Annotated in this window: 20 protein-coding genes, 1 tRNA gene and 1 pseudogene; 14 read left to right on the top strand and 8 right to left on the bottom strand. The window is 61.5% G+C overall.

Translation table 11 applies throughout. The features are described 5' to 3' along the window. The 8 genes and pseudogenes from ACIOTL_RS00005 to ACIOTL_RS00040 form a co-directional block, all read left to right on the top strand. Positions 1 to 309: pseudogene (locus ACIOTL_RS00005) on the top strand (HNH endonuclease); the annotation flags it as partial. A gap of 380 nt (positions 310 to 689) precedes the next feature. After that, a complete protein-coding gene (locus ACIOTL_RS00010) occupies positions 690 to 1,484 on the top strand; it encodes a creatininase (RefSeq protein WP_400341163.1) in 795 nt (264 codons plus the stop codon). A gap of 121 nt (positions 1,485 to 1,605) precedes the next feature. Further along, entirely contained in the window at positions 1,606 to 3,231 is a 1,626-nt protein-coding gene (locus tag ACIOTL_RS00015) for a BCCT family transporter (RefSeq protein ID WP_388023001.1), read from the top strand. Between the two features lie 295 nt (positions 3,232 to 3,526). Then, a complete protein-coding gene (locus tag ACIOTL_RS00020) occupies positions 3,527 to 4,780 on the top strand; it encodes an aminopeptidase P family protein (protein WP_400341165.1) in 1,254 nt (417 codons plus the stop codon). Between the two features lie 192 nt (positions 4,781 to 4,972). Then, on the top strand, positions 4,973 to 6,325 hold the full coding sequence (locus ACIOTL_RS00025) for an MFS transporter (protein WP_400341167.1): 1,353 nt from the start codon (positions 4,973 to 4,975) through the stop codon (positions 6,323 to 6,325). Positions 6,326 to 6,356: 31 nt separating this feature from the next. Continuing rightward, the gene (locus ACIOTL_RS00030; protein WP_400341169.1) at positions 6,357 to 7,130 is read left to right on the top strand and encodes an IclR family transcriptional regulator; all 774 of its coding nucleotides are present in this window, start codon (positions 6,357 to 6,359) and stop codon (positions 7,128 to 7,130) included. 2 nt (positions 7,131 to 7,132) lie between these two features. After that, positions 7,133 to 7,468, top strand: a complete 336-nt coding sequence (locus tag ACIOTL_RS00035) for a cupin domain-containing protein (RefSeq protein WP_400341171.1) — start codon at positions 7,133 to 7,135, stop codon at positions 7,466 to 7,468. Between the two features lie 138 nt (positions 7,469 to 7,606). Next, positions 7,607 to 8,194, top strand: coding sequence for an NADPH-dependent FMN reductase (locus ACIOTL_RS00040; RefSeq protein ID WP_400341173.1), 588 nt, complete (start codon positions 7,607 to 7,609; stop codon positions 8,192 to 8,194). Between the two features lie 16 nt (positions 8,195 to 8,210). Here ACIOTL_RS00040 and ACIOTL_RS00045 read toward each other — a convergent pair whose 3' ends face one another. Then, positions 8,211 to 8,783: a dihydrofolate reductase family protein gene (locus ACIOTL_RS00045; protein WP_400341175.1), complete on the bottom strand. Its 573-nt coding sequence runs from the start codon at positions 8,781 to 8,783 to the stop codon at positions 8,211 to 8,213. 134 nt (positions 8,784 to 8,917) lie between these two features. Then, positions 8,918 to 8,993: transfer RNA gene (locus ACIOTL_RS00050), tRNA-Ala, on the bottom strand. A gap of 191 nt (positions 8,994 to 9,184) precedes the next feature. Between ACIOTL_RS00050 and ACIOTL_RS00055 the strand changes: the two genes are divergently transcribed. Continuing rightward, positions 9,185 to 9,610: a VOC family protein gene (locus ACIOTL_RS00055; RefSeq protein ID WP_133833990.1), complete on the top strand. Its 426-nt coding sequence runs from the start codon at positions 9,185 to 9,187 to the stop codon at positions 9,608 to 9,610. Between the two features lie 9 nt (positions 9,611 to 9,619). On the opposite strand, the gene ACIOTL_RS00060 is transcribed toward ACIOTL_RS00055, so the two are convergent. After that, positions 9,620 to 10,846, bottom strand: a complete 1,227-nt coding sequence (locus ACIOTL_RS00060; protein WP_105656358.1) for an MFS transporter — start codon at positions 10,844 to 10,846, stop codon at positions 9,620 to 9,622. A gap of 208 nt (positions 10,847 to 11,054) precedes the next feature. Here ACIOTL_RS00060 and ACIOTL_RS00065 point away from each other — a divergent pair, with 208 nt between their 5' ends. After that, a complete protein-coding gene (locus tag ACIOTL_RS00065) occupies positions 11,055 to 11,933 on the top strand; it encodes an endonuclease/exonuclease/phosphatase family protein (RefSeq protein ID WP_388023018.1) in 879 nt (292 codons plus the stop codon). Here ACIOTL_RS00065 and ACIOTL_RS00070 read toward each other — a convergent pair. Further along, positions 11,930 to 12,604 (bottom strand): alpha-ketoglutarate-dependent dioxygenase AlkB, encoded by a 675-nt coding sequence (locus ACIOTL_RS00070; RefSeq protein WP_332487612.1) that lies wholly within the window; start codon positions 12,602 to 12,604, stop codon positions 11,930 to 11,932. The genes ACIOTL_RS00065 and ACIOTL_RS00070 overlap by 4 nt on opposite strands. Before the next feature lie 290 nt (positions 12,605 to 12,894). Between ACIOTL_RS00070 and cobA the strand changes: the two genes are divergently transcribed. The 4 genes from cobA (at position 12,895) to ACIOTL_RS00090 (ending at position 16,944) form a co-directional block, all read left to right on the top strand. Continuing rightward, the gene (cobA, locus tag ACIOTL_RS00075; protein WP_400341177.1) at positions 12,895 to 13,914 is read left to right on the top strand and encodes a uroporphyrinogen-III C-methyltransferase; all 1,020 of its coding nucleotides are present in this window, start codon (positions 12,895 to 12,897) and stop codon (positions 13,912 to 13,914) included. Then, positions 13,914 to 15,014 (top strand): uroporphyrinogen-III synthase, encoded by a 1,101-nt coding sequence (locus ACIOTL_RS00080; protein WP_105661937.1) that lies wholly within the window; start codon positions 13,914 to 13,916, stop codon positions 15,012 to 15,014. Before cobA ends, ACIOTL_RS00080 begins: the two co-directional genes overlap by 1 nt. Positions 15,015 to 15,060: 46 nt before the next feature. Continuing rightward, on the top strand, positions 15,061 to 15,969 hold the full coding sequence (locus ACIOTL_RS00085) for a carbohydrate kinase (RefSeq protein ID WP_105656354.1): 909 nt from the start codon (positions 15,061 to 15,063) through the stop codon (positions 15,967 to 15,969). 201 nt (positions 15,970 to 16,170) lie between these two features. Further along, the gene (locus tag ACIOTL_RS00090) at positions 16,171 to 16,944 is read left to right on the top strand and encodes an IclR family transcriptional regulator (RefSeq protein WP_105661938.1); all 774 of its coding nucleotides are present in this window, start codon (positions 16,171 to 16,173) and stop codon (positions 16,942 to 16,944) included. A gap of 7 nt (positions 16,945 to 16,951) precedes the next feature. Here ACIOTL_RS00090 and ACIOTL_RS00095 read toward each other — a convergent pair whose 3' ends face one another. Genes ACIOTL_RS00095 through ACIOTL_RS00110 form a run of 4 tightly spaced genes read right to left on the bottom strand, consistent with a single transcriptional unit; the run spans position 16,952 to position 20,925 of the window. Then, positions 16,952 to 17,962, bottom strand: a complete 1,011-nt coding sequence (locus tag ACIOTL_RS00095) for a sugar phosphate isomerase/epimerase family protein (RefSeq protein WP_388023026.1) — start codon at positions 17,960 to 17,962, stop codon at positions 16,952 to 16,954. A 13-nt stretch (positions 17,963 to 17,975) separates the two neighbouring features. Next, a complete protein-coding gene (locus tag ACIOTL_RS00100) occupies positions 17,976 to 19,082 on the bottom strand; it encodes a Gfo/Idh/MocA family protein (RefSeq protein ID WP_388023029.1) in 1,107 nt (368 codons plus the stop codon). Between the two features lie 18 nt (positions 19,083 to 19,100). Continuing rightward, positions 19,101 to 19,940, bottom strand: coding sequence for a carbohydrate ABC transporter permease (locus ACIOTL_RS00105; protein WP_105656351.1), 840 nt, complete (start codon positions 19,938 to 19,940; stop codon positions 19,101 to 19,103). Then, positions 19,933 to 20,925: a carbohydrate ABC transporter permease gene (locus ACIOTL_RS00110; protein WP_388023033.1), complete on the bottom strand. Its 993-nt coding sequence runs from the start codon at positions 20,923 to 20,925 to the stop codon at positions 19,933 to 19,935. Before ACIOTL_RS00110 ends, ACIOTL_RS00105 begins: the two co-directional genes overlap by 8 nt. Between the last annotated feature and the right edge of the window lie 30 nt (positions 20,926 to 20,955).

Here is a 20,955-nt window from a genome sequence, read left to right on the forward strand (position 1 = left end):
GGCATCGTGGAGGAAATAGACCACGTCAAGCAATACGCCCGCGGCGGCAAGAGCACCGTCTTCAACGGCGATGGCCGATGCGCTACTTGCAACAAAGCCAAGGAAGCCGCCGGCTGGTACGAATACACGACCTACGGCAACGGCCACACCATCATGATCTGCCCCGGCTCGGCGATGTCCTACAAGTCCACCGCCCCACCAGCCACGGGCTACGCGCACAAGCCGTTCCCACAATTGAGACGCGACTCGAAATGGATACAGCAACTCAAGGAACGGCTGAAGCCCCCACCCGACCAACCGGATCCATGAGCCGCGAGGTAAACCGATCGTTTGCACCGCTCGCCGCTATTACGCAACCACGCATCACCCCGTCCCACCCCTGCTTGGCGCGCTAATCCAAACCGCCCGGCATGCATCCGCCACGCAACACTTCGATTTTCGTGCACCGCGCAAGCAGGCACCTCGTTACCGCACTGGCCTGGCACCCCTTCTTGCCGCTCATCGTGCAGATGCTAAACCCGCGAGATGCGCCACGACCACCATGCGAAGTTTTTCACCATGAGGCTTGACTGTGACGTGAGCCACTGAAATGATTCAGTGCAACACTGTTGCGCTTCTTGCAACCGTATTCCGATACCGAATCTTTCCCGCCTGCGGCATTACTTGCCCCACGGGTCCAGGAGAATTCCATGCACTCAGTATTCATAGACGAACTCGATGCCCAGACTTACGCCGAGAACGTAGCGCGTACCGGATCCACCATTATCATCCCGGCCGGAGCGACCGAACAGCACGGATCTCACATGCCACTGGGCGTAGATGCCATGCTCTCGCGTTCCATCGCAGAAGCCGTCGCGCAACGCACAGGTGCTTTGGTTGCGCCGGCGTTGAGCTACGGGTACAAATCCCAGCCCCGCTCCGGCGGCGGCAACCACCGCAAAGGCACCACCAGCCTCGGCGGCACTTCGCTTAGCTTGATGATTGAGGACGTAGTTGCATCCTTCATGTCCCAGGGCTTCGATAATGTTGTCGTCCTCAACGGGCATTTCGAGAACTACCAGTTCATCTACGAAGGATTGGACAACGCAGTAGCCAAGTGCCGAGCCGCCGGCGCGGCGTCGCGCGCCATCCTGCTGTCTTACTGGGACTTTGTCGATGAGGAAACCTTGGCCAAGGTCTTCCCCGACGGCTTCCTCGGCTGGGACATCGAGCACGGAGGCATCCTCGAAACTTCCTTGATGCTCCTGCTCCACCCGCACCTGGTAAACATGGATCGGGTTGTCGACCACCCGCCCGCTAAGCTCGCGCCCTATGACATCTTCCCGGAGGATCCGTCACGCACCCCGGACAGCGGTTGCCTCTCTTCTGCGAAGGGCGCCACGGCAGATCGCGGCCAGCTGCTATTCGAAACCGTCACAAACCAAGTTGCCGATGCACTCAAAGGCGAGCTGCTGCTGGGCAACATCAGCATCGAGGTGAAATAGCATGTCTGTGGATAGCTCGACATCCCAAGACAGGAAAAAGTCCGCGAAAGCACCCCGGACCCCTGAAGGCACTAAGAAGCAAGTTGAGGTACCACGTTTCATGGGGCGGCACATACCTCCCATGGATCGACTGCTCATTCGCGTAATCCCCCCAGTACTGATCATCGCCGTGATGATTTGGGTCCTGTCCAATCCAGAAGCCGCCTCAGCCGCGATTTCCGAAATGCGCACTTTCGTCACCGGAAAATTCACCTGGCTCTTCATCTTGTATTCAGTATTCACAGTGGTGGTGTGCATTTGGCTCTCCATGAGCCGAGTAGGCAAGATCCGTCTCGGTGGCCCGAATGCCAAACCGCAGCACAGCAAATTCGCATGGTATTCCATGCTGTTCGCTTGCGGCCAAGGCATCGGCTTGATCTTCTGGTCAGTTGCCGAACCAATTATGCTTCGCGATGAAAACCCCGTGATCCCAGCAGGGCCAAACGGTGGCGGCGAAGAAGGGGCCATTGTTTGGACCTACTTCCACTGGGGCTTGACCGCCTGGGCAATGTATTGCGCCGTTGCAGTGTGCTTGGCCTACTCGCATCACAACCTCGGCAAGACATTGACTTTTCGCGAGGCTACCGTCGATATCCTGCCCCGCTGGTCGCGACGCGGAGCCGGTGTCATCGTTGAGCTCCTGGCAATTATCGCGACCGTACTCGGCCTGGCTACCTCTTTCGGATTCGCAGCCATGCAGTTCTCCTCCGGCCTGACTTCCTTCACTGGATTAACCGCCAGCCCAATGATGTGGTTCATGGTCATTCTGATCTTCGCCGGCATCACCTCAATTTCGGCTATCGTCGGCATCAGCAAGGGTATGGCACGCATCAGCGGATTGAACTCGATCCTCAGTATCGTGCTGATCGCAGCGGTGCTGATTTTCGGCCCATCGCTGTACATCATCTCGAATCTGTCCCAGACCTTTGGCAGCTTCTTCACGAACTTTGCCAATATGAGCCTGTGGACCGATTCAGGATTGGCCACCACCACCCTGGATTCATGGCAGGACAGCTGGAATGGCTGGTGGACGGTCTTCATATGGTGCTGGGTTATTGCCTTCTCCCCATTTGTGGCCGGATTCATTGCCCGCATTTCGCGTGGCCGTACCATCCGCGAATTCGTTCTCGGCGTGACCATAATTCCTTCATTGATCGTGATGGTTTGGGTTGCAGTGATCGGCTCCGCAGCCCTCTACTACGATGACCAGACTAATCGTGGCATCAGCAGTGCAGTCGCCGAGGACACTTCCTCCGGCTTGTTCGTCATGCTTGACTCCGTGCCTGTCGTTGGCACGGTCTTGCTAGTTGTTTCCACCATCCTGGTGGCCACCTACTACGTGACATCCTTGGACTCTGGCATTTACGCACTCAGTGAATTCGTCTCCGCCCCGGGCAAATCCGGTCCAGTCTTCCGTGTAGTCCTCGTGCTGTCTGTCGCAACGGTGACCACCGTGCTGCTGACCATGGGCGGAACCGCGGTGGTCGATACGGTCCAAACTGGCACCATTATCGGCGCCTTCCCCTTCTCCTTCGTGATCATTTTGATGATCATCAATTTGATCCGGAGGCTGCTCAAACGAGACAAGGCGATCAAGCAGCTGGAAAAGGACATCAACAACCCCGACCCGAATCTGGTCTTCGTAGCCGACCCCGATGGCGGCGGAGCGATCCTCAAGGAAGACCCAGGACAGGACCCACAGAATTAAGCAGTAGAACCCGCATTGGCATGAAGGCCGCGATGCTCGCCATGATGAGCTTCGCGGCCTCCTGCATTACCTCGTGGTTTTCATATTCATGCAGGACAATTCCGATCTTGTGCACTGCAGAAAAAGTTTTCACAATCGCCCTTGACAGTGACGCAGGGCACACATAATCTAAATGCAACGGCGTTGCAGTGAGCGCAACACGTACTTCTTCTCCGGCGATTCCCATGAATCCTCGCAATCCATCTGATTGGGCCGGCCTCCCTTGACAGTTGATTTCCCACAAGGAGCCAAAACCATGACTACCGCCAATATCGCCACCAATGTTTCCGAACTGGCCCGACTGAAGACCCTGCACAACGGCGCCAAGGAGCAGCTGACCTTCTCGGATGCCGAGTTCGAGCGCCGCCTGGCCGGCCTGCGCCAGATCATGGCCACGAAGTCGCTGGACGCAGTCATCCTGACCAGCTACCACGGCATCAAGTACTACTCGGACTTCCTGTACACCACCTTCGGCCGCAACTACGCGCTGGTGGTCACCGCCGACAACTCCACCACCGTCACCGCGAACATCGATGCCGGCATGCCATGGCGCACCAGCTACGGCGACAACATCGTGTACACCGACTGGAAGCGCGACAACTTCTTCTACGGCCTGCAGGAAGCACTTAAGCGCGACGGCGTGAAGGCAACCCGGATCGGCGTGGAAGACGACTTCCTGCCGGGCCGCACCCGCCAGCAGATCGCCGACACCTTCGACGGCGCAACCCTGGTGGATGTCTCGCAGGACGCCATGCGCCAGCGCATGATCAAGTCCGCCGAGGAAATCGAGGTCATCAAGCACGGTGCACGCATCGGCGACCTGGGCGGCGAAGCCATCAAGGCAGCGATCCGCGAAGGCATCAGCGAATACGAGGTCGCACTGATCGGCACCGAGGCGATGGTGCACGAGATTGCCAAGACTTTCCCGCACCGCGAAGTGCGCGATACGTGGGTCTGGTTCCAATCGGGCATCAACACCGATGGCGCCCACAACTGGGCCACCACCCGCAAGCTGGAGCGCGGGGACATCCTCTCGCTGAACTGTTTCCCGATGACCTCCGGCTACTACACCGCTCTGGAGCGCACCTTGTTCCTCGGCGAGCCGGATGCCCGCAGCCTGGAACTGTGGAACGTCAACGTCGAGGTCCACAAGCGTGGACTGGAGCTCATCAAGCCCGGAGCGGTCTGCAAGGACATCGCAGCGGAGCTGAACGAAATCTACATCTCCCACGGACTGCTCCCGAACCGCACCTTCGGCTATGGCCACTCCTTCGGCGTGCTCTCGCACTACTATGGCCGCGAAGCTGGTCTGGAACTGCGCGAGGACATCGAGACTGTTCTGGAGCCGGGCATGGTCGTTTCGATGGAGCCAATGATCACCGTCGCTGATGGCGAGCCAGGTGCCGGCGGCTACCGCGAGCACGACATTCTGGTCATCGGCGAGGACGGCGGCGTCGAGAACATCACCAAATTCGGCTTCGGCCCACAAAACAACATCATCGATGCCTAGGGGCAACTGATAACCGTGGGGCGGGGCCCGAGCCCCGCCCCACGGCTGCTTTAGCCATCTGGGGCGCAGCAAGCAGGGGGCTGTGCCTAGAACCGAAGACCACGCACCGGTCTGCCGGAACACTTCATCATTCCAGCGGCAAAGAAGCCAGCACTGGCCAAAGCCGTTGCCCTCCAGAGGCGGTTTCACCCCATGAACCATTCCAGCAACTCCCCACTGCAAGCTCCCACCGGAACCACGGCCGCAGCGGCCACCGGCGTGCCCCAGTCCCGCACCATTGACGCGAAGACCCGCCGCAAGGTGATCGCTGCCAGCTTCATCGGCAACTTCGTGGAATGGTTCGACTACGCGGCCTACGGCTACTTCGCCGTCACCATCGCCGCCGTATTCTTCCCCAGCGACGACCCCCAAGCTGGTCTGCTGATGACCTTCGGGGTATTCGCCATCTCCTTCCTGGTCCGTCCTGTCGGCGGGTTCATATGGGGGCATCTGGGCGACAAGATCGGCCGGCGTGAAGCCCTGTCGTGGTCGATCCTGCTGATGACCGGTGCAACCTTCTGCATAGCGCTGCTCCCCGGCTACGCATCCATCGGTTTTGGCGCGCCCCTGCTGCTCCTGGCCCTGCGTCTGGTCCAGGGCTTCTCTGCCGCCGGCGAGTATGCCGGCGCCTCCGCCTTCCTGGTCGAGTACGCGCCGGCCAACCGGCGCGGCCTGTACGCGGCAGTGGTTCCGGCGAGCACTGCCACCGGCCTGCTCTTCGGCTCACTGATGGCCGCCGGGCTGACCGGGTTGCTGTCAACCGGGGATCTGGAGTCCTGGGGATGGCGCATACCGTTCTTGCTAGCTGCGCCCATGGGGCTGATTGGCCGCTATATCCGCACCAAGCTGGAGGATTCGCCAGCTTTCCTTGAAGCATCCGAGCCCTCCACTCCTGAGGGATCCCCAGTCGGATCGTTGCTGAAGAACCACTGGCGCCAGCTGGTCCAGGCTGCGGGTGCGGTGCTGCTGAACGCCGTGGGCTTCTATGTAATCCTTTCCTACATGCCGACCTATCTATCCGAAGAGCTCGGACTGGACGCCACCCGTTCCTACCTGGCAACGACAGTTGCACTGTTGACCTACGTCGGATTCATCTTTGTCACCGGCATGCTTTCGGATCGCTTCGGCCGCAAGCGTGTCTTGATCAGCGCATCGATTCTGTTCATCCTGTTCACCGTTCCTGCATTCATGGCCTTGGAATCGGGAAACTTCTTGGTTATCGTCCTGGTCCAGGTCCTGCTCGGCGCGATGCTCACGCTCAACGACGGCACCCTTCCGAGCTACCTCGCGGAAATGTTCCCCACCAAGGTCCGCTATTCCGGCTTCGCGGTGTCGTTCAACCTCTCAAATGCATTGTTTGGCGGAACGGCGCCATTCGTGGCCACATTGCTCATTGCCACCAGCGGCAATGTCCTTGCCCCCGGCTGGTACTTGATGGGCGCAGCGGTGATTTCGCTGGTGGCGGTGGCCTGCTCGGTCGAAACCAGCCGCAAACCACTGGTTTGAGCCGTAGGATAGTAGCAACTCAGGAGGGGAAATGACTGAAATTCGCAGTGAAACCCGAGGCACCTCGGTGATCGTCAACGTGCTCGATGTGCTCCGTTGCTTCACCGTTGAGCGCCCGGTAGTGGGCGTCACCGAAATCGCGGAGCAGGTCGGCCTCCACAAATCGAGCGTCTCGCGCATTCTGGCCACCCTTGAGCAGGAACGCGTTGTGGATCGCGACGCGGAAACCCGCAAGTACCGCTTGGGTGTCGGCCTGATTGCCATTGCCGGACCATTGCTTGCCAACCTGGACGTGCGGCAGGTGGCTTACCCCATTCTGGAAGATCTGCGTGAAGCTACCGGCGAGACCGCTGTACTGAACATCTGGGACGGCAGCGAGTCGATTTCGGTAGAACAGCTGCCTTCAACCCATCTGGTCAAGCACACTTCGGTCATGGGGTCGCGGTACCGTTCGGGGCTGAGCGCTACCGTCCAGGTATTCCTCGCCAATGAGGATCCAGCACGCCGCGCGGAGCTGATCTCCAACGGAGAGATCGATCTTGCCGGCACGGCCCCCGCCGAATACCAGGCACGCCTGGATCTTGTACGCGAGCGGGGCTACGCGGTCAACTACGGCGAGACCTCCGCCGAGGAGGTCGGAGTGGCCGCAGGAATTCTCGATCACCGCGGTGAACTCGTCGCCTGCGCCATGACCGCCGCTCCGTTCTACCGCATCGGCGCCGATGAGCTGGAGCAGCTCTGCTCCAGCACCCGCACCGCAGCAAGGCGAATCAGCACCAGGCTGGGATACCAGGCGGAGGGATAGCCATGGATCCGTTTGAAGCGCGCGATGCCCATGCCTTCGACTACGGTATGCACGAAGGGTCAGCCATGAAGGTCAGCCACCACTTCGCCGGGCATACCGGGATGCCGGTAGCCATCCAGACCTGGGTGATAGAACCAGGCGGCTTCGAGGGCTTCCATCGCCACGAGGGCCAGGGAGCTTTGCAGGAGTTCTACCAGGTGATCGAGGGCCGGGCGCGGATGCGGGTCGGCGAGCGCGTATACGAGCTCGGTCCCGGTGACAGCGTATTGGCCGATGCAGGGGTGGACCACGACCTGCGAAATACCGGCGGCACTGGCCTGCGCGTGCTCACGGTTTAGGTCCCGCCACGCAAAGCCGACTTCTCAGCCTTCGGCTCGCAGCAGATTACCCAGCGCGGTCAACCAGGCGGCCTGGCTTAGCTGGGAGTTTGCCCGAGGGCCTTTTGCCACCCCTCGCCCCGGTGCTGAAGTGGTTCCATGGATTACAACATCGGCTATTTCGTCGGTTCGCTCGCCACGAACTCCATCAACCGCGTCCTGTCCAAGGCCCTGATAGCCCTGGCACCTGAAAACCTCAGTTTCACGGAAATCCCGATCAGCGATCTGCCCTTGTATAGCGCTGACTACGATGATAATTATCCCGAAGCCGGGACCGCGCTAAAGACCGCCATCGAGGCCTCGGACGGCCTGCTATTCATCAGCCCGGAGTACAACCGTTCAATTCCCGGTGCGCTGAAAAATGCCATCGACTGGGGTTCGCGGCCCTGGGGCACCAACTCCTTCGCCCGCAAGCCCACCGGCCTGCTCGGCGCTTCGGTCGGAGCCATCGGTACCGCGGTCATGCAGTCCAGCATGCGCAGCGTCCTCAGCTTCCTGGATGCCCCGCAGCTGAACTCCCCCGAGGTCTACCTGCAGTACCGTCCCGAAGACTTCGGCGAGGACGGGAGCATCAGCAACCCGGACACCCAGAAGTTCCTGGCCCACTACATGGGCGAATACGCGGCGTTCGTTGAGCGTGTGCTCGATGCGACAGCTGCGGGTCATATCGGAGACGAAGGAATGTAGCCGCCTCCAACGTCCACTAGCCGCGCGAGTACTCGGCAAGACAGACTCCGGAGGCAAAAGTCTGCATGTTCTCCAGCCTCCAGCGATCCGGGGCATACCCCGTGTCCCCGAAGAGCCTGATACCCGACCCGAACATCACCGGCTGCACTTTCAGGGCCAACCTGTCGATGTCCGGCCGGAGTCTGGCGGCCAATTGCCCTCCGCCGCACAGCCAGATGCCGTCACCCGGTTGGGATTTGAGTTCCCCGATGACCTCTCGCGGATCCGCGCTGGTGAACTGCACCTCTTGGCTTCCTGGAGGTGCAGAGTGCTCGCGCGTGAAAACCATCTGCCTCAGATGCGAGTAAGGGCTGGGCAGTGCTGGCAAGCCGACAGCGTAGGTATTCCAGCCCATCAGCACCGTATCGAAAGGGCACCCCTCGATAGGCAGTCCAGCCGACTCTGCCAGCTGGGTCGGCGCGGTGCCGCGGTAGCGGTCCCAGATGGGCGCCGCATGGTCACCAGCCACCGCGAAAGCATCGAATTCACCGTTAGGACCGGCAATGTACCCGTCCAAGCTCACTGCAACGAAGTAGGTTAGTTCTCTCATTGATTCTCCCTTGGTTCGAAGACGGGATCGTCTGGGAAATTGAGCCAACCCTACAGCATGGCCTGTTGGGAACTTGGGAGAATGCGAAAAAGCCGGGAAACATCATTTCTGATGTTTCCCGGCTTGTTTCCATTTGGTGGAGGTAAGGGGATTCGAACCCCTGACCTTCTGCATGCCATGCAGACGCGCTACCAACTGCGCCATACCCCCAAATGAGGTGGTTTTCCGCGGTTTGAACAACCGCTGAACCGAGATAAAACTCTACCGGAGCACTGCCGAAAACGCCAAATCGGCCATTCGAGACGCTGGTCACACTCTGCTATTCACACGGTGCTCCCCAAGTGGAAGAATATGGGTCGGGACCTGCCGGCCCCACCCACTCCTTCGAAAGGCGCAATCCCATGACCATCGGACTGACCCCATACCTGCGTTTCGCCGGAGACGCCAAGGAAGCAATGGAGTTCTACCACCAGGTACTCGGTGGCGAGCTTTCCATGATGACCTTCCAAGAAGGCATGAATGACAACAATCCGGCCGTTGCCGACCAGATTATGCACTCCTCGCTATTCGTTGAACGCGGCCTGCACTTCATGGCCTCGGACACCCCGCCCGAAATGGACGTGCGGGGCAATGGCGTGATCGCGCTCAGCAGCGACGGGACGGCCGGAGCCGACGCGGAGACCCTGACCCGGTGGTGGGAAGGGTTGGGCGAAGGCGGCCAGATCAACATGCCATTGGAGCGGGCCCCGTGGGGCGACTCCTTCGGCGAGCTGCGCGACAAGTTCGGTGTGGTCTGGATGTTCAACATCACCGCGGTGGCAAGCTAGCCGAAGCAGCTAGTGGGTGCGCGCCTGCTCGCGGGCTTCCAAAGCTTCGCGGCCTACGAGCAGGCCCACCTTCTTCGCGCGGATCTGGGTTATCCACGCGATCAGCAGGCCCAAAGCGGCCAGTCCAGCGCCGACCACAGATGGGGCGCGGAATCCGTAACCGGCGGCAATCACCGCGGCACCCAGGGCGGCGCCCAGCGCGTTGGCAACATTCAGCGCGGAGTGGTTCAGCGAAGCAGCCAGCGACTGCGCATGCGGGGCCGAATCCATCAGCAGCGTCTGCAACGCAGGGATCAGCAGGGAACCCACCGCGCCCATCACGAAGACCATGATCATCGTCGGAACCACCCAGCTGGTCACGGCCGCGAAAATCAGCATGGTGGCGATCATGAAAACGGAAGAAAGCTTGATCGCGCCGAAGATCGACCAGTCGGCAAGCCTGCCACCGGCCAGCGAACCAACGACCATGCCTACGCCATAGAGCGCCAAAGCCAACGGCACCAGCTCAATTGGCAGTCCTGCTTCTTCGGTCAGCGTGGGCGAAATGTAGGAGTACACCGCGAAGAATCCGCCGAAGCCGACAATGCCGGTGAGCATCGCCAGCCACACCTGGGCACTCTTCAAGGCGGTCAGCTCGCGGCGGATGCTCGCCCCGGCATCGGTCTTGCGCCATGGGACGAACAAGCTAATCAGCACAGCGGTCAACACGCCGATCGCAGTGACGACCAGGAACATCGAACGCCAGCCGTATTCCTGGCCGAGCCGGGTCACCAACGGGACACCGGCAACGTTGGCCACCGAGAGCCCGAGCATCACCCAGGCAATGGCGCGTCCGCGCATCGTGGCCGGAACCAGGCTGCCGGCAAGCACACCGGCCAGTCCGAAGTAGGCCCCATGCGGCAGGCCTGCAAGGAAGCGGGTCACCAGCATGGTGTTGTAGTCCGGAGCGAAGAATGAGGAGAGGTTGGCGAGCGTGAAGAAGAGAATCAGCAGCTGCACCGCACGCTTGCGCGGGATCTTGGCAGCCAGCGCAGTGAGCACCGGGGCGCCCACCACCACGCCGATTGCGTAGGCGCTGATCATCAGGCCCATCTGCGCATAGCCCACTTCCAGATCAGCGGCACCTTCCTGGAGCAAGCCCATCATGGCAAACTCAGTGACACCGATGCCGACGCCGCCCATGGCCAAGGCAACAATTGCCAGCAGTAGTTTTCCGCCAGATACATAGGCAGTCATTCAATTTCTCAATTCATGGCAGGGTCTTGGGAAGCGGCTCCCTCGGCGCTCTTATCCATCGTAGTGACTGCATCGGGCGACAGTGGCAATCCCCGAGCGGAAAATTACGAATCCCACAGTATTTTGTGCCACTGTATTAAGTCCTATGCCTCATTCATCGCACCATCGCCTGTCGGCCTCGCGAATAATCGCGAGGTTCTTCTTTGTCATGCTCTGTCTCGCGCTGGCCGGGCTAATGGTGTTCCACCAGCAGATCCCCGATGTCCTGGGTCTCGGATTGATCGTCGATAACCTGGCCCCGTGGATGGGCCTCGGAATTCCAGTGCTCTTGCTGATGGCCTTGGTGGTGCGCGGACGCATCAGCTTCATCGGCCTGCTCGTACCGGTCGTTGTTTGGGCTGTGCTCTTCGGGCCGGCGTTCCTGCCTTCGGACCGGCGCGCACCAGAAGCTTCCCTGCTGGTTGCCACGCAAAACGTCCACGAGTCTGCGGGCGTGCAAGCCGCCCGCGAATTGGCAGCCAACGGCGCGCAGGTCATCACCCTGCAGGAAATCGGTGAAGGCCAAGAGCCGGAAATCACCGCCGAGCTCGCCCAATCCCATCCTTACAGCTACATGGTCAGCACCGTAGGCGTGTGGAGCGCCTATCCGCTGAAGAATCCAGAGCCCCTGGATCTGGGGCTGGGTTGGGACCGCGCGTTGCGGGTGGACGTGGCCAGCGAAAAAGGGGATGTCCGCCTGTACGCTGTGCATGCGGCGTCGGCCAGGCCTACCGGCCATCACGAGCGGGACATGATGCTTGCTTCCTTGGCCGGCTACCTCGCCGATGACGATTCTGCGAAGATCGTTGCCGCCGGAGACTTCAACGCCACCAGCTCCGACCGCCACTTCGCGCCGGTCGCTAACCAGCTGGAGGAAGCCCACTACAGCGACTGGGGCTTGGCCCTGACCTGGCCGCGGTCCCTGTTCCCGATGCTCGGCATCGATCATGTGATGCTGCGCGGCGTCGAATCAGCAGGCCTGGAGCGGCTGGAAATCGCCGATTCCGATCATTACGCGCTCGCTGCCACGATCGATCTGGGGAACTAGTTCGCTTCCAGCCCGGTCTGGCGCAGCGTGATGTTAATGCGTCCGCCGCCAAGGCCCAGGCCTGCAGGCGCGGTCCCGGCATGGATCTTGCTCACCCCGTGATAGGCGAAGCGTGAGGGGCCGTCGAAGACGAACAGGTCCCCCGAAGCCAGCCGGATCTCTTGCCATGGCCGGTTGCGGTTCTCGGTATTGCCCAGGCGGAATGTTGCCGAATCGCCGATGGACAGCGAAACCACTGGGGCGTTGATGCGTTCTTGCGCATCCTGGTGCATGCCCATGGCGGCCTGCTCGTCGTAGTAGTTCACGATAGCCGCATCGGGCTGGTAGTCCTGCGCGCGCTGCAGGTCACCAGTAGCTTCTGCGACCGCTTGCTTGCCCAAGCGGACCAGCCAGTCTTCCATGGGCGCCACTGATTGCCCGTCCAGGTCGTCAGCGGTCTTGGAGTAGCGGTTCGGGCTCCAATGCCATCCCAGGCACAAGCTCTGCACGCTCATCGGATGGCCGTTGACGGCTGTGCGGTGCGGCGGAACAGGCCCGCTGCCCCATTCGAAGAAGCGCCGGACGATCCACTGCTGCGCGGGCGCGTCCAGCCACCCCGGCAAGTGCCAGGCTCCTGGGCGCAAGGCTCCCCCGCTACGGGGCAGTGCACTGTCGTCGAACAGGGATTCCATGTTCCCAGCGTGCCCGTTGCAGGCAGAACTCGGCAAGTCTCCCGCGTATTCGCTCACTGAACTTTGCAGGATCAGCCAGGCCGGTGCCTCGCAACAATATTTACATTAGAGACTTTGTGTTTCGTCTTACCCTCGCGAACATTTCGAAAAGGTTAACCTTTACTCGAATTATTGCGCTTGAAACATTTGCGATACCTCCGGGAAAACCTGGGCGCCTAAGCTGGGTGCATCCACTAGTTCAAGGAGAATCCCATGTCACCCCTAGAAACTCGAGCAGAATCAAGGAAACCATGATTGGCATCGACCTCGAACTGCGCGGATGCACTGTGCTGATCGCTGGAAGTAAATCCGGGAGCAAAAATACTGCGCTGCGCTTCCGGGTGGAGGGCGCCACGGTGCTCACCGCCGACGGGCCCTTCCAGGCAATACAGTTGCTGGAACAAGCCGGCCTGCTGGTGATCTGCGATGCCGAACCGCTGCGCTTCGCCTCGGTGGTGCAGGCCGCGCGCATTCCCGTCATGCACCTTGGACCAGCGACCCGGGCCGGATCCATCACCCTGCTCGGTGGCGGCCCCGGCGCATTGGACCTGCTGACCCTGCGCGGCGTGCGGGCCCTGGCCGAAGCAGAAGTCGTCTTCGCCGACAGGCTCGGTCCCGCAGCGCACCTGCCCGCTCTCGCACCGCAAGCTCAAATCGTGGACGTCGGCAAGCTTCCCGGACACCACAAGCTCACCCAACGGGATATCGAAGCCCTGATGATCGAAGCGGCCCGCGGTGGCGCTGCCGTAGTCCGGCTCAAGGGCGGAAATCCCTTCGTCTTCGGCCGCGGCTTCGAAGAAATCGCGGCCGCTACCGCTGCGGGCATCCCGATCAGCGTCATCCCGGGACTGAGCTCGTGCATCACCGTGCCGGCAGCAGCCGGCATCCCGGTCACCGCCCGCGGGGTGAACACCATGTTCACCGTGGTATCGGCCCACGACCCACTCAGCGATGCGCAGCTTGACCATCTGGCCAAGCTGGGCGGAAGCATCGTGATCCTGATGGGCATGGGCACCATCGAGCAGACCGTCGCCGGGTTGCACCGGGTCGGCATGGACCCGCAAATGCCATGCGCCATCGTCGAATCCGGCACCACCGACATCCAGCGCACCAGCTGCACCCGGCTAGCCCGTCTCGCCGAAACAGCCCGCGGCCATTCCAACCCTGCAGTCATTGTCATAGGTGAAGTCGCTGGGCTGCCGGCCACCCTGGTGAACGCGGCAGCGCAAGAAGAGCCGGCCACGCTGGCAGCGCAATTGGAAGTGGCCTGATGAGCAGCCCCAAACCCTTGGCCGGCTTCCGGCTGGCCGTCACCAGCGACCGCCGTTCCGCAGAACTCATCGAGGCCTTCGAACGCCGCGGCGCCGAGGTGACCCATACTCCGCTGCTCCAGCTCGCCCCGCTGGACGATGAGCAGCAACTGATCGCGCAAACGCAAAAGCTGATTGAGGTCCGTCCGCAGGTAGCCGTCATTACAACCGCCTACGGACTGCGCCGCTGGGTTGATACCTCCGAGGCTGCCGGCATTGGCGACGAGCTGCTGGCAGCGCTCGGGCAGGCGCAGCTCTACGTCCGCGGGGCCAAAGCCCATGGCGCCGTCAAGGCGCTGGGCCTGGAACCGGCCGCCGTGGCCAAGGACGGGCGCAGCGCCTCCATGCTGGAACTGCTGGAGGGCAAGCTCCAGGGCGCCACCGTCGCCTTGCAGCTTCATGCCGATTCCGACCATGGAATGCCCCAGAGCCTGCGCGAGCTGGGCGCTCGCCGGGTGCTGAAGGTGGAGCCCTACCGCTGGCAGGACACCAGCAGCGATAGCGGGATTTCTGCTTTGGTGGAGGGCCTGTGCGCCGCCCACTTCGACGCGGTGACCTTCACCAGCGCGCCAAGCGTGCACGCGCTGTTCGCCGCTGCCAAGGCGCGCAATCGCTTGCCCGCACTGCTGCGCTCACTGGCCGAGCGCGTCGCAGTGGCCACCGTTGGACCGGTGACTGCTGCCCCGCTGATCGAGGCGGGCATCTGCCCGCTGGTTCCCGAGCGCCATCGCATGGGTGCGATGATCGGCCAGCTCGTGGAGCATCTAGCCTCGCTGGGCACGTTGCAGGCGCAAACAGTCCACGGCCAGGTGCAGCTGCGCGGTCGCACCCTCTCAGTCCAGGACGAAAACTGCGAATTGACTCCCGGGCAGGCCGAATTGGTGCGCGCGCTGATCGAGGCGGGCGGCAGCGTCCTCTCCCGCGACGAGCTGGGGGCCGCACTTCCGGAAGCCAGTTCCAAGCATGCCTTGGATATGACATTGAGCCGGCTGCGCAAGGCGTTGCCGCAACCGGAAATCATCGCCACGGTCATCAAACGTGGGTACAGGCTGAACGTATGATCTCCCCGATGGGCTTTTTCCCTCCGGGTTACGTAGGATCGATGTCATGGTTAATATTCAGGTTGCCGGTGAAGCCCTAGTCGATATCGTCGATGGTGTGGCGCATCCCGGCGGTTCCCCGATGAATGTTGCTGTTGGACTGGGCCGATTGGGCCACGAAGTCCTGCTCCAGACGGACATCGGCGATGACGAGCATGGTCGGCTGATCGCCGAACATGTGGCGGCCTCAGGCGTTCAGCTCGCAGCCGGATCACACACCGATGCGCAGACTTCCAGCGCCACCGTCGTGCTGGACGAGTCCGGAGATGCCAACTACGAGTTCCAGCTGAACTGCAAATTGCAGAGCATGGCTTCGACCCAAGCCACCTTGTTCCATTCAGGATCCGTTGCAGCATTCCAGGGTCCGAGTGCCGCTCGAATCCATGAGGCTTTCGAGGCTTCCCCACCGGGCCAGATCCTGAGCTTCGATCCGAACCTGCGTCCGGAGCTGGTCGAGGACCGGGCAGAATCGGTCAAGCAGATCGAGAAGCTGGCCGGGCTGGCGGATATCGTCAAGCTCAGTGACGAAGACGCCCTGTGGCTCTATCCGGGATGGGACACCAATCGCATCCTGGAGCACTTCTTGGAGCGCGGGGCATCGCTAGCGATCATCACCTTCGGCGCACGCGGAGCCGAGGCCCGGACCAGGCAAAGCGAGGTCATGGTTCCCTCGATTTCGGTGCGTACCGTAGATACGGTCGGCGCCGGTGATGCGTTCATGGCCGGGCTGCTCCACGCCATCTTGGACAGCTCGCTGGCCAAGTCCCTTCGCGATGGCACGCAGCTGGACAGCGTCGAGCTGGAGAAGGTCATGCAGATCGCTTCGGTGTGCGCGGGAATCACCGTGTCGCGCGCCGGGGCGAATCCTCCAACCCTTGACGAGCTGAATCATTTCCTCAGTTCCACGACGCGCTAGACCTTTCATTTCTGGCCGATAGTCGCTGGGATCTCCGCCTGGAATGGCGCTGATCCCAGCGACTATTTATTTCATTCGTTGTGGGTGACTAGCATTATCCGCCGGCAGCCAGCCCAGCAGCCTGGACTATCGAAGGAAACCGCTGACCAGGTTGCTAGAGTTCCTTGCAGAGCACTATGCACGATTCATTGAGGAGGCCCCATGGGCAGCAAGGTTCCAGCGGCCGATAACACCTTGCGGATCCTCAGGTTGCTGGCCAGCAGGAAGACCCCGACTCCGGCGGCAATGATCGCCACGTTGCTGGAGCTTCCTCGATCCAGTGTCTACCAGCTGCTGAACGTGATGCTGGAGCACGGATTCATCACCCACTATCCAGAGGACAAATCCTATGGTCTGGGTGTCTCCGCTTTTGAGCTTTCCAGCGCCTATACCCGCCAGGAACCGCTGGCACGGCTGGGTGCCCCGCTGATTGCCCAGCTGGTCGACAAGGTCGGGGAAAGCGCCCACCTGGCCGTGCTGCATGGTTCCGATGTTCTCTACATTGTCGAAGAACGCGCCAAGGGCCGGCCATCCTTGGTCACCGACGTGGGTGTTCGCCTGCCTTCGCACCTGACCGCATCCGGCAGGGCAATTCTCGCCGCGCTGCCCAAATCCCAGGTGCGTGCGCTCTACCCCGGTGCTGCCAGCTTCACGGAGCGAGTGGCCGAGTCATCGATCTCCAGCTACTCGCAGTTGCGCCGCGAGCTGGACCAGAGCACGCAGCGCGGCTATGCCGTAGAGCGCGGGGATGTCACCCCGGATTTCCACTCGCTCGCGGTAGAAATCCGGGATTCCAGCGATTGGCCGGTGGCCGCCGTTGCTGTCACCTTCCTGGCCGATCGTGTCCCCGAAGAGCAGTGGGAGACTCTCCTGCTGCAGATCCGCGCCACCGCTTCGGTGATTACCTCGCGGGTGCAGGGCAAGCGTCCTTCCTAGCCAGGTGCTACTGGTTCGAGAATGCCGCGTCGAAGGACGCTTCGGGGCGCTTGAACAGGAGGCTGCGGATGTAGCCCACAGCTTCCTTCGCACCGTGCAAGCGGTCCATTCCCGCGTCTTCCCATTCAATGGAGATGGGGCCCTTGTACCCGTGGAACTCCAGTGCGCGGAAGGCATCTTCCCAGTTGATGTCGCCGTGGCCGGTGGAGACGAAGTCCCAGCGCCGGCGGGGATCGCCCCATGGGAGATGGGAACCCAGGATGCCATTGCGCCCGTTGGGATGATGCATCCGGGTGTCCTTGCAATCCACGTGGTAGATGCGGTCGGCGAAGTCGGTGATGAATGCGACCGGGTCGATGCCCTGCCAGAACATATGGCTGGGATCCCAGTTCAGCCCGAACGCTTCGCGGTGGCCGATTGCTTCCATGGTGCGCACGGTAGTCCAGTGATCGTAGGCGATCTCGGATGGGTGCACCTCCAGGGCGAACTTCACTCCCTGCTCATCGAATTCGTCCATGATCGGATTCCAGCGATCCGCGAAGTCCTCGTAGCCTGCATCGATGACCTCGCCCGGAACCGGCGGGAACATGGCGACGTACTGCCAGATCTTCGAGCCGGTAAAGCCAACCACTACATCGGCACCGAGCTTGCGGGCGACGCGGGCCGAGCGCTTCATGTCCTCGGCGGCCCGCCGGCGGACGCCTTCCCCATCTCCATCGCCCCAGACATAGTCGCGCAGGATGGCCTGGTGGCGGAAGTCGATGGGATCATCGCAGACTGCTTGGCCGCCCAGGTGGTTGGAGATCGCCCAGGCTTTCAGCCCGTACTTGTCCAGGATTTCCAGCCGCGACTGGAGGTAGGCCGGATCCTCGTCGGCACGCTTGAGGTCCAGGTGGTCACCGCTGGCTGCGATTTCCAATCCGTCATAACCCCATTCGGAAGCCAGCCGGGCGACTTCTTCGAAGGGCATATCAGCCCACTGGCCGGTGAAAAGCGTCACTGGATGCGTCGCGTTCATGGTGGTTTCTCCTCTAGTCATCGGTGTCGATCCAGTCCCCGGAATCAGCCGATTCCAGAACGGCATCGGTCAAACGGCAGGCGCGGGCGCCATCGGCAAAAGTTGGAAGCCCATCGGGTGCTTCGCCACGGATCGCCGCGTAGGTGTCGGCCACGAAAGCGGCGAAAGCATCAAGGTAGCCCATCGGGTGTCCTGCGGGTACCACCGACAAGCGTGCGGCGTCGGGACTGAGATCAGCGGCCTGGCGGGACAGGATCGAGGACATGTCGGGTTTGCCGATCCACAGTTCTTCCGGCTTTTCCTGCTTGAATTCCAACGCCGACCGGTCTCCGGACATCTCGATGGTCAAGGCGTTCTTCCGGCCTGCGTTGACCTGTGACACCATCAGCGTGCCGATGGCTCCCGAAGCCATCTGCACAATCAAGGCGGCAGCATCCTCGGTATCGACGTCCACGGCGCCCCGCTGCTTATGGGCAATGGAGGTGGTCGCGTTCAGCCGAACGATCCGCTCTCCCGCAATGAATTCCAGCAGATCCACCAGATGCGAACCGATGTCCGCGAAGGCCCGCGAAGGCCCGCCTTTGGCTGGTTCTACCCGCCAGTTGCTGTCGCTGATCGTATGCATCCAGTCTTGCAGGTACTGGCCACGCACGGTCAGCAGCCGGCCAAGTTTCCCTTCCTGCACGTGGGCCCGGGCCTGCCGCACCATGGGGTGGTAGCGGTAGACGAACGGCACCGAAGCCACGGCCCGGGAACGCGATGCCAGCAAGGCCAGCTCGCCGGCTTCCCGGGCGCTGGTCGCCAGCGGCTTCTCGCAAACAACGGACAGGCCAGCTGCCAGTGCGGAGGCTGCCTGCTCGGCATGCAACGCATTGGGCGAGGTGACATGCACGGCGTCGCATTGGGCGAGCAGCGCTTCGACGCTGCCGAAACCGGGCACGCCCAGGGCGGCTGACGCTTGGCGGGTGGATTGCTCGCCGTTGGACCGCACCCCGATGAGCTGGGCGCCTGCCCGGCGGATCGCATCGGCGTGGGTCCGGGCCATGAAGCCGCCGCCGATGACGCCGACCTTCAGTTCCTGCATGGCCGGTGCAGCCTGCTGGCTGTTCAACTGGGACATGTAATTCCTTGTCTTTTCTTACTTGACCGCGCCGGAGGACAAGCCTGCGACCAGGTGCCGTTGCGCGAAGAGGAAACCGACCAGCACCGGAATCGATACCACCACCGAGGCGGCCATCATCTGGTTCCAGTACACATCGGTCTGCGAAGCGTAGGCCTGCAAGCCGATGGACAGCGTCCTGGTGTCCGAATTGGTGAGCACACTGGCGAAGAGCACTTCGCTCCAGGAAGTGATGAAACAGTAGACCGACACCGCGATGATCCCCGGGCGTGCTACCGGCAAGACCACCTTGAGCAGTGCGCCGAGCCGGCCAAGTCCATCGACCATGGCCGCCTCTTCCAGTTCCTTGGGCATGGCGGCAAAGAAGCCGGTGAGCATCCAGATGGAGAATGGCAGGGAGAACGTCATGTAGGTGACGATCAGCCCCAGGTAGGTTCCGTTCAGCTGCAGTCCCACGGCACGCTCCAGCTGGGTGAAGATCAAGAAGAGCGGCAGCAGGAACAGGATGCCGGGGAACATCTGGGTGGAGAGCACGATCAGCCGGAAGGACCGTGCCCCGCGGAAGTCGAAGCGCGAGAGCGCATAGGCGGCCAGGATCGCGATGGAAACCGAGAGGATGGTGGCGCTGATGGTCACGATCAACGAGTTGGCGAAGTACTTGCCCAGCGGCACCGTGGTCCAGATATCCAGGTACGGGGCCAGCGTGATTTCCGAGGGAATCCACTCGAAGGCGCCGCGCACATCCTTGAGGGGCTTGATGGAGGTCGTGAGCACCACGTAGAGCGGCAGCACGATGATCAGGGTGATGAAGGCTAGTCCGAAAACTCGCAGGATGCGGAAGCCGCGGGTCTCAATCATCGATGCTCTTTCCCTTCGGCATGACAAGTCGGATGTAGAACGCTGAGACGATCAGCAGGGCAATCAGCAGGACGACGCTCAAGGCGCCACCCACGCCGAAGTTCCAGTTGTTGAAGGACTGCTGGTAGATCAACGGGGAAATCAGGGTTGCTTCTTCCGGGGACACCGGGCCGAAGAGCAGGTAGGGGATGTCGAACTGGTTGAACACCCACAGTCCCAGCATCAAAAGCAGCACCACGTTGGCGTGCTTGATCATTGGCAGGGTGATCCTGGTGAACTGCTTCCACAGGCTGGCTCCATCCAGGGAAGCGGCTTCATAGACTTCGTTCGGGATGGATTGCAGGGCGGCCAGCAGCATCAGGAAAGCGAAAGGCCAGAATTGCCAGACGGCGACAACCACCATGACAAAGAAGGAATTCCCGCCCAATAGCCAGAACGGCCCTTCCTCCAGGATCCCGAGGTCTTCGACCAGGAAGCGGTTGACCATGCCATCGCGCTGGTTGAACATGAACGCCCAGGCGATGGTGGTGACGTAGCTTGGCAGTGCGTAGGGCACCAGGAACAGGGTGCGGAAGAATCCGTTGCTGCGGAATTTGGATGCCAGCAAGACCGCGGCGAAGATGCCAAGGCTCCAGGCGATTGCCACTACCAGGAAGGTGAACAGGAAGGTGCGCCCGAGGGCGTCGAAGAATTGGGAACCGATCGGACCGTTGGGGTCCAGCGCGGTGTTGAAGTTCTGCAGTCCCACGAACGGGGCCTTGACCCAGTTGGCAATGGAGAACTGGGTCAGCGAGAGGAAGGCGATCCATACGCCGAGCAGCATCGGGATGATGTGGATCAGCAGTTCCAGGAATGCTGCGGGCGCTGAGAGCGCATAGGGGAAAAACCGGTCGCGCTTGATTGAACTGCGCTTGATCGCCCTTGAAGCGTCGCGGGGCTTGAGCGGTTCGCTGATTCGAGGCGGTGTCTGGGCTGGCGCCGACATTCGGTCTCCTTTCATGAAAACGAATTTGGG

Origin of the sequence: Glutamicibacter sp. NPDC087673, from assembly GCF_044743255.1 — a bacterium.
Lineage (GTDB): Bacteria > Actinomycetota > Actinomycetes > Actinomycetales > Micrococcaceae > Glutamicibacter.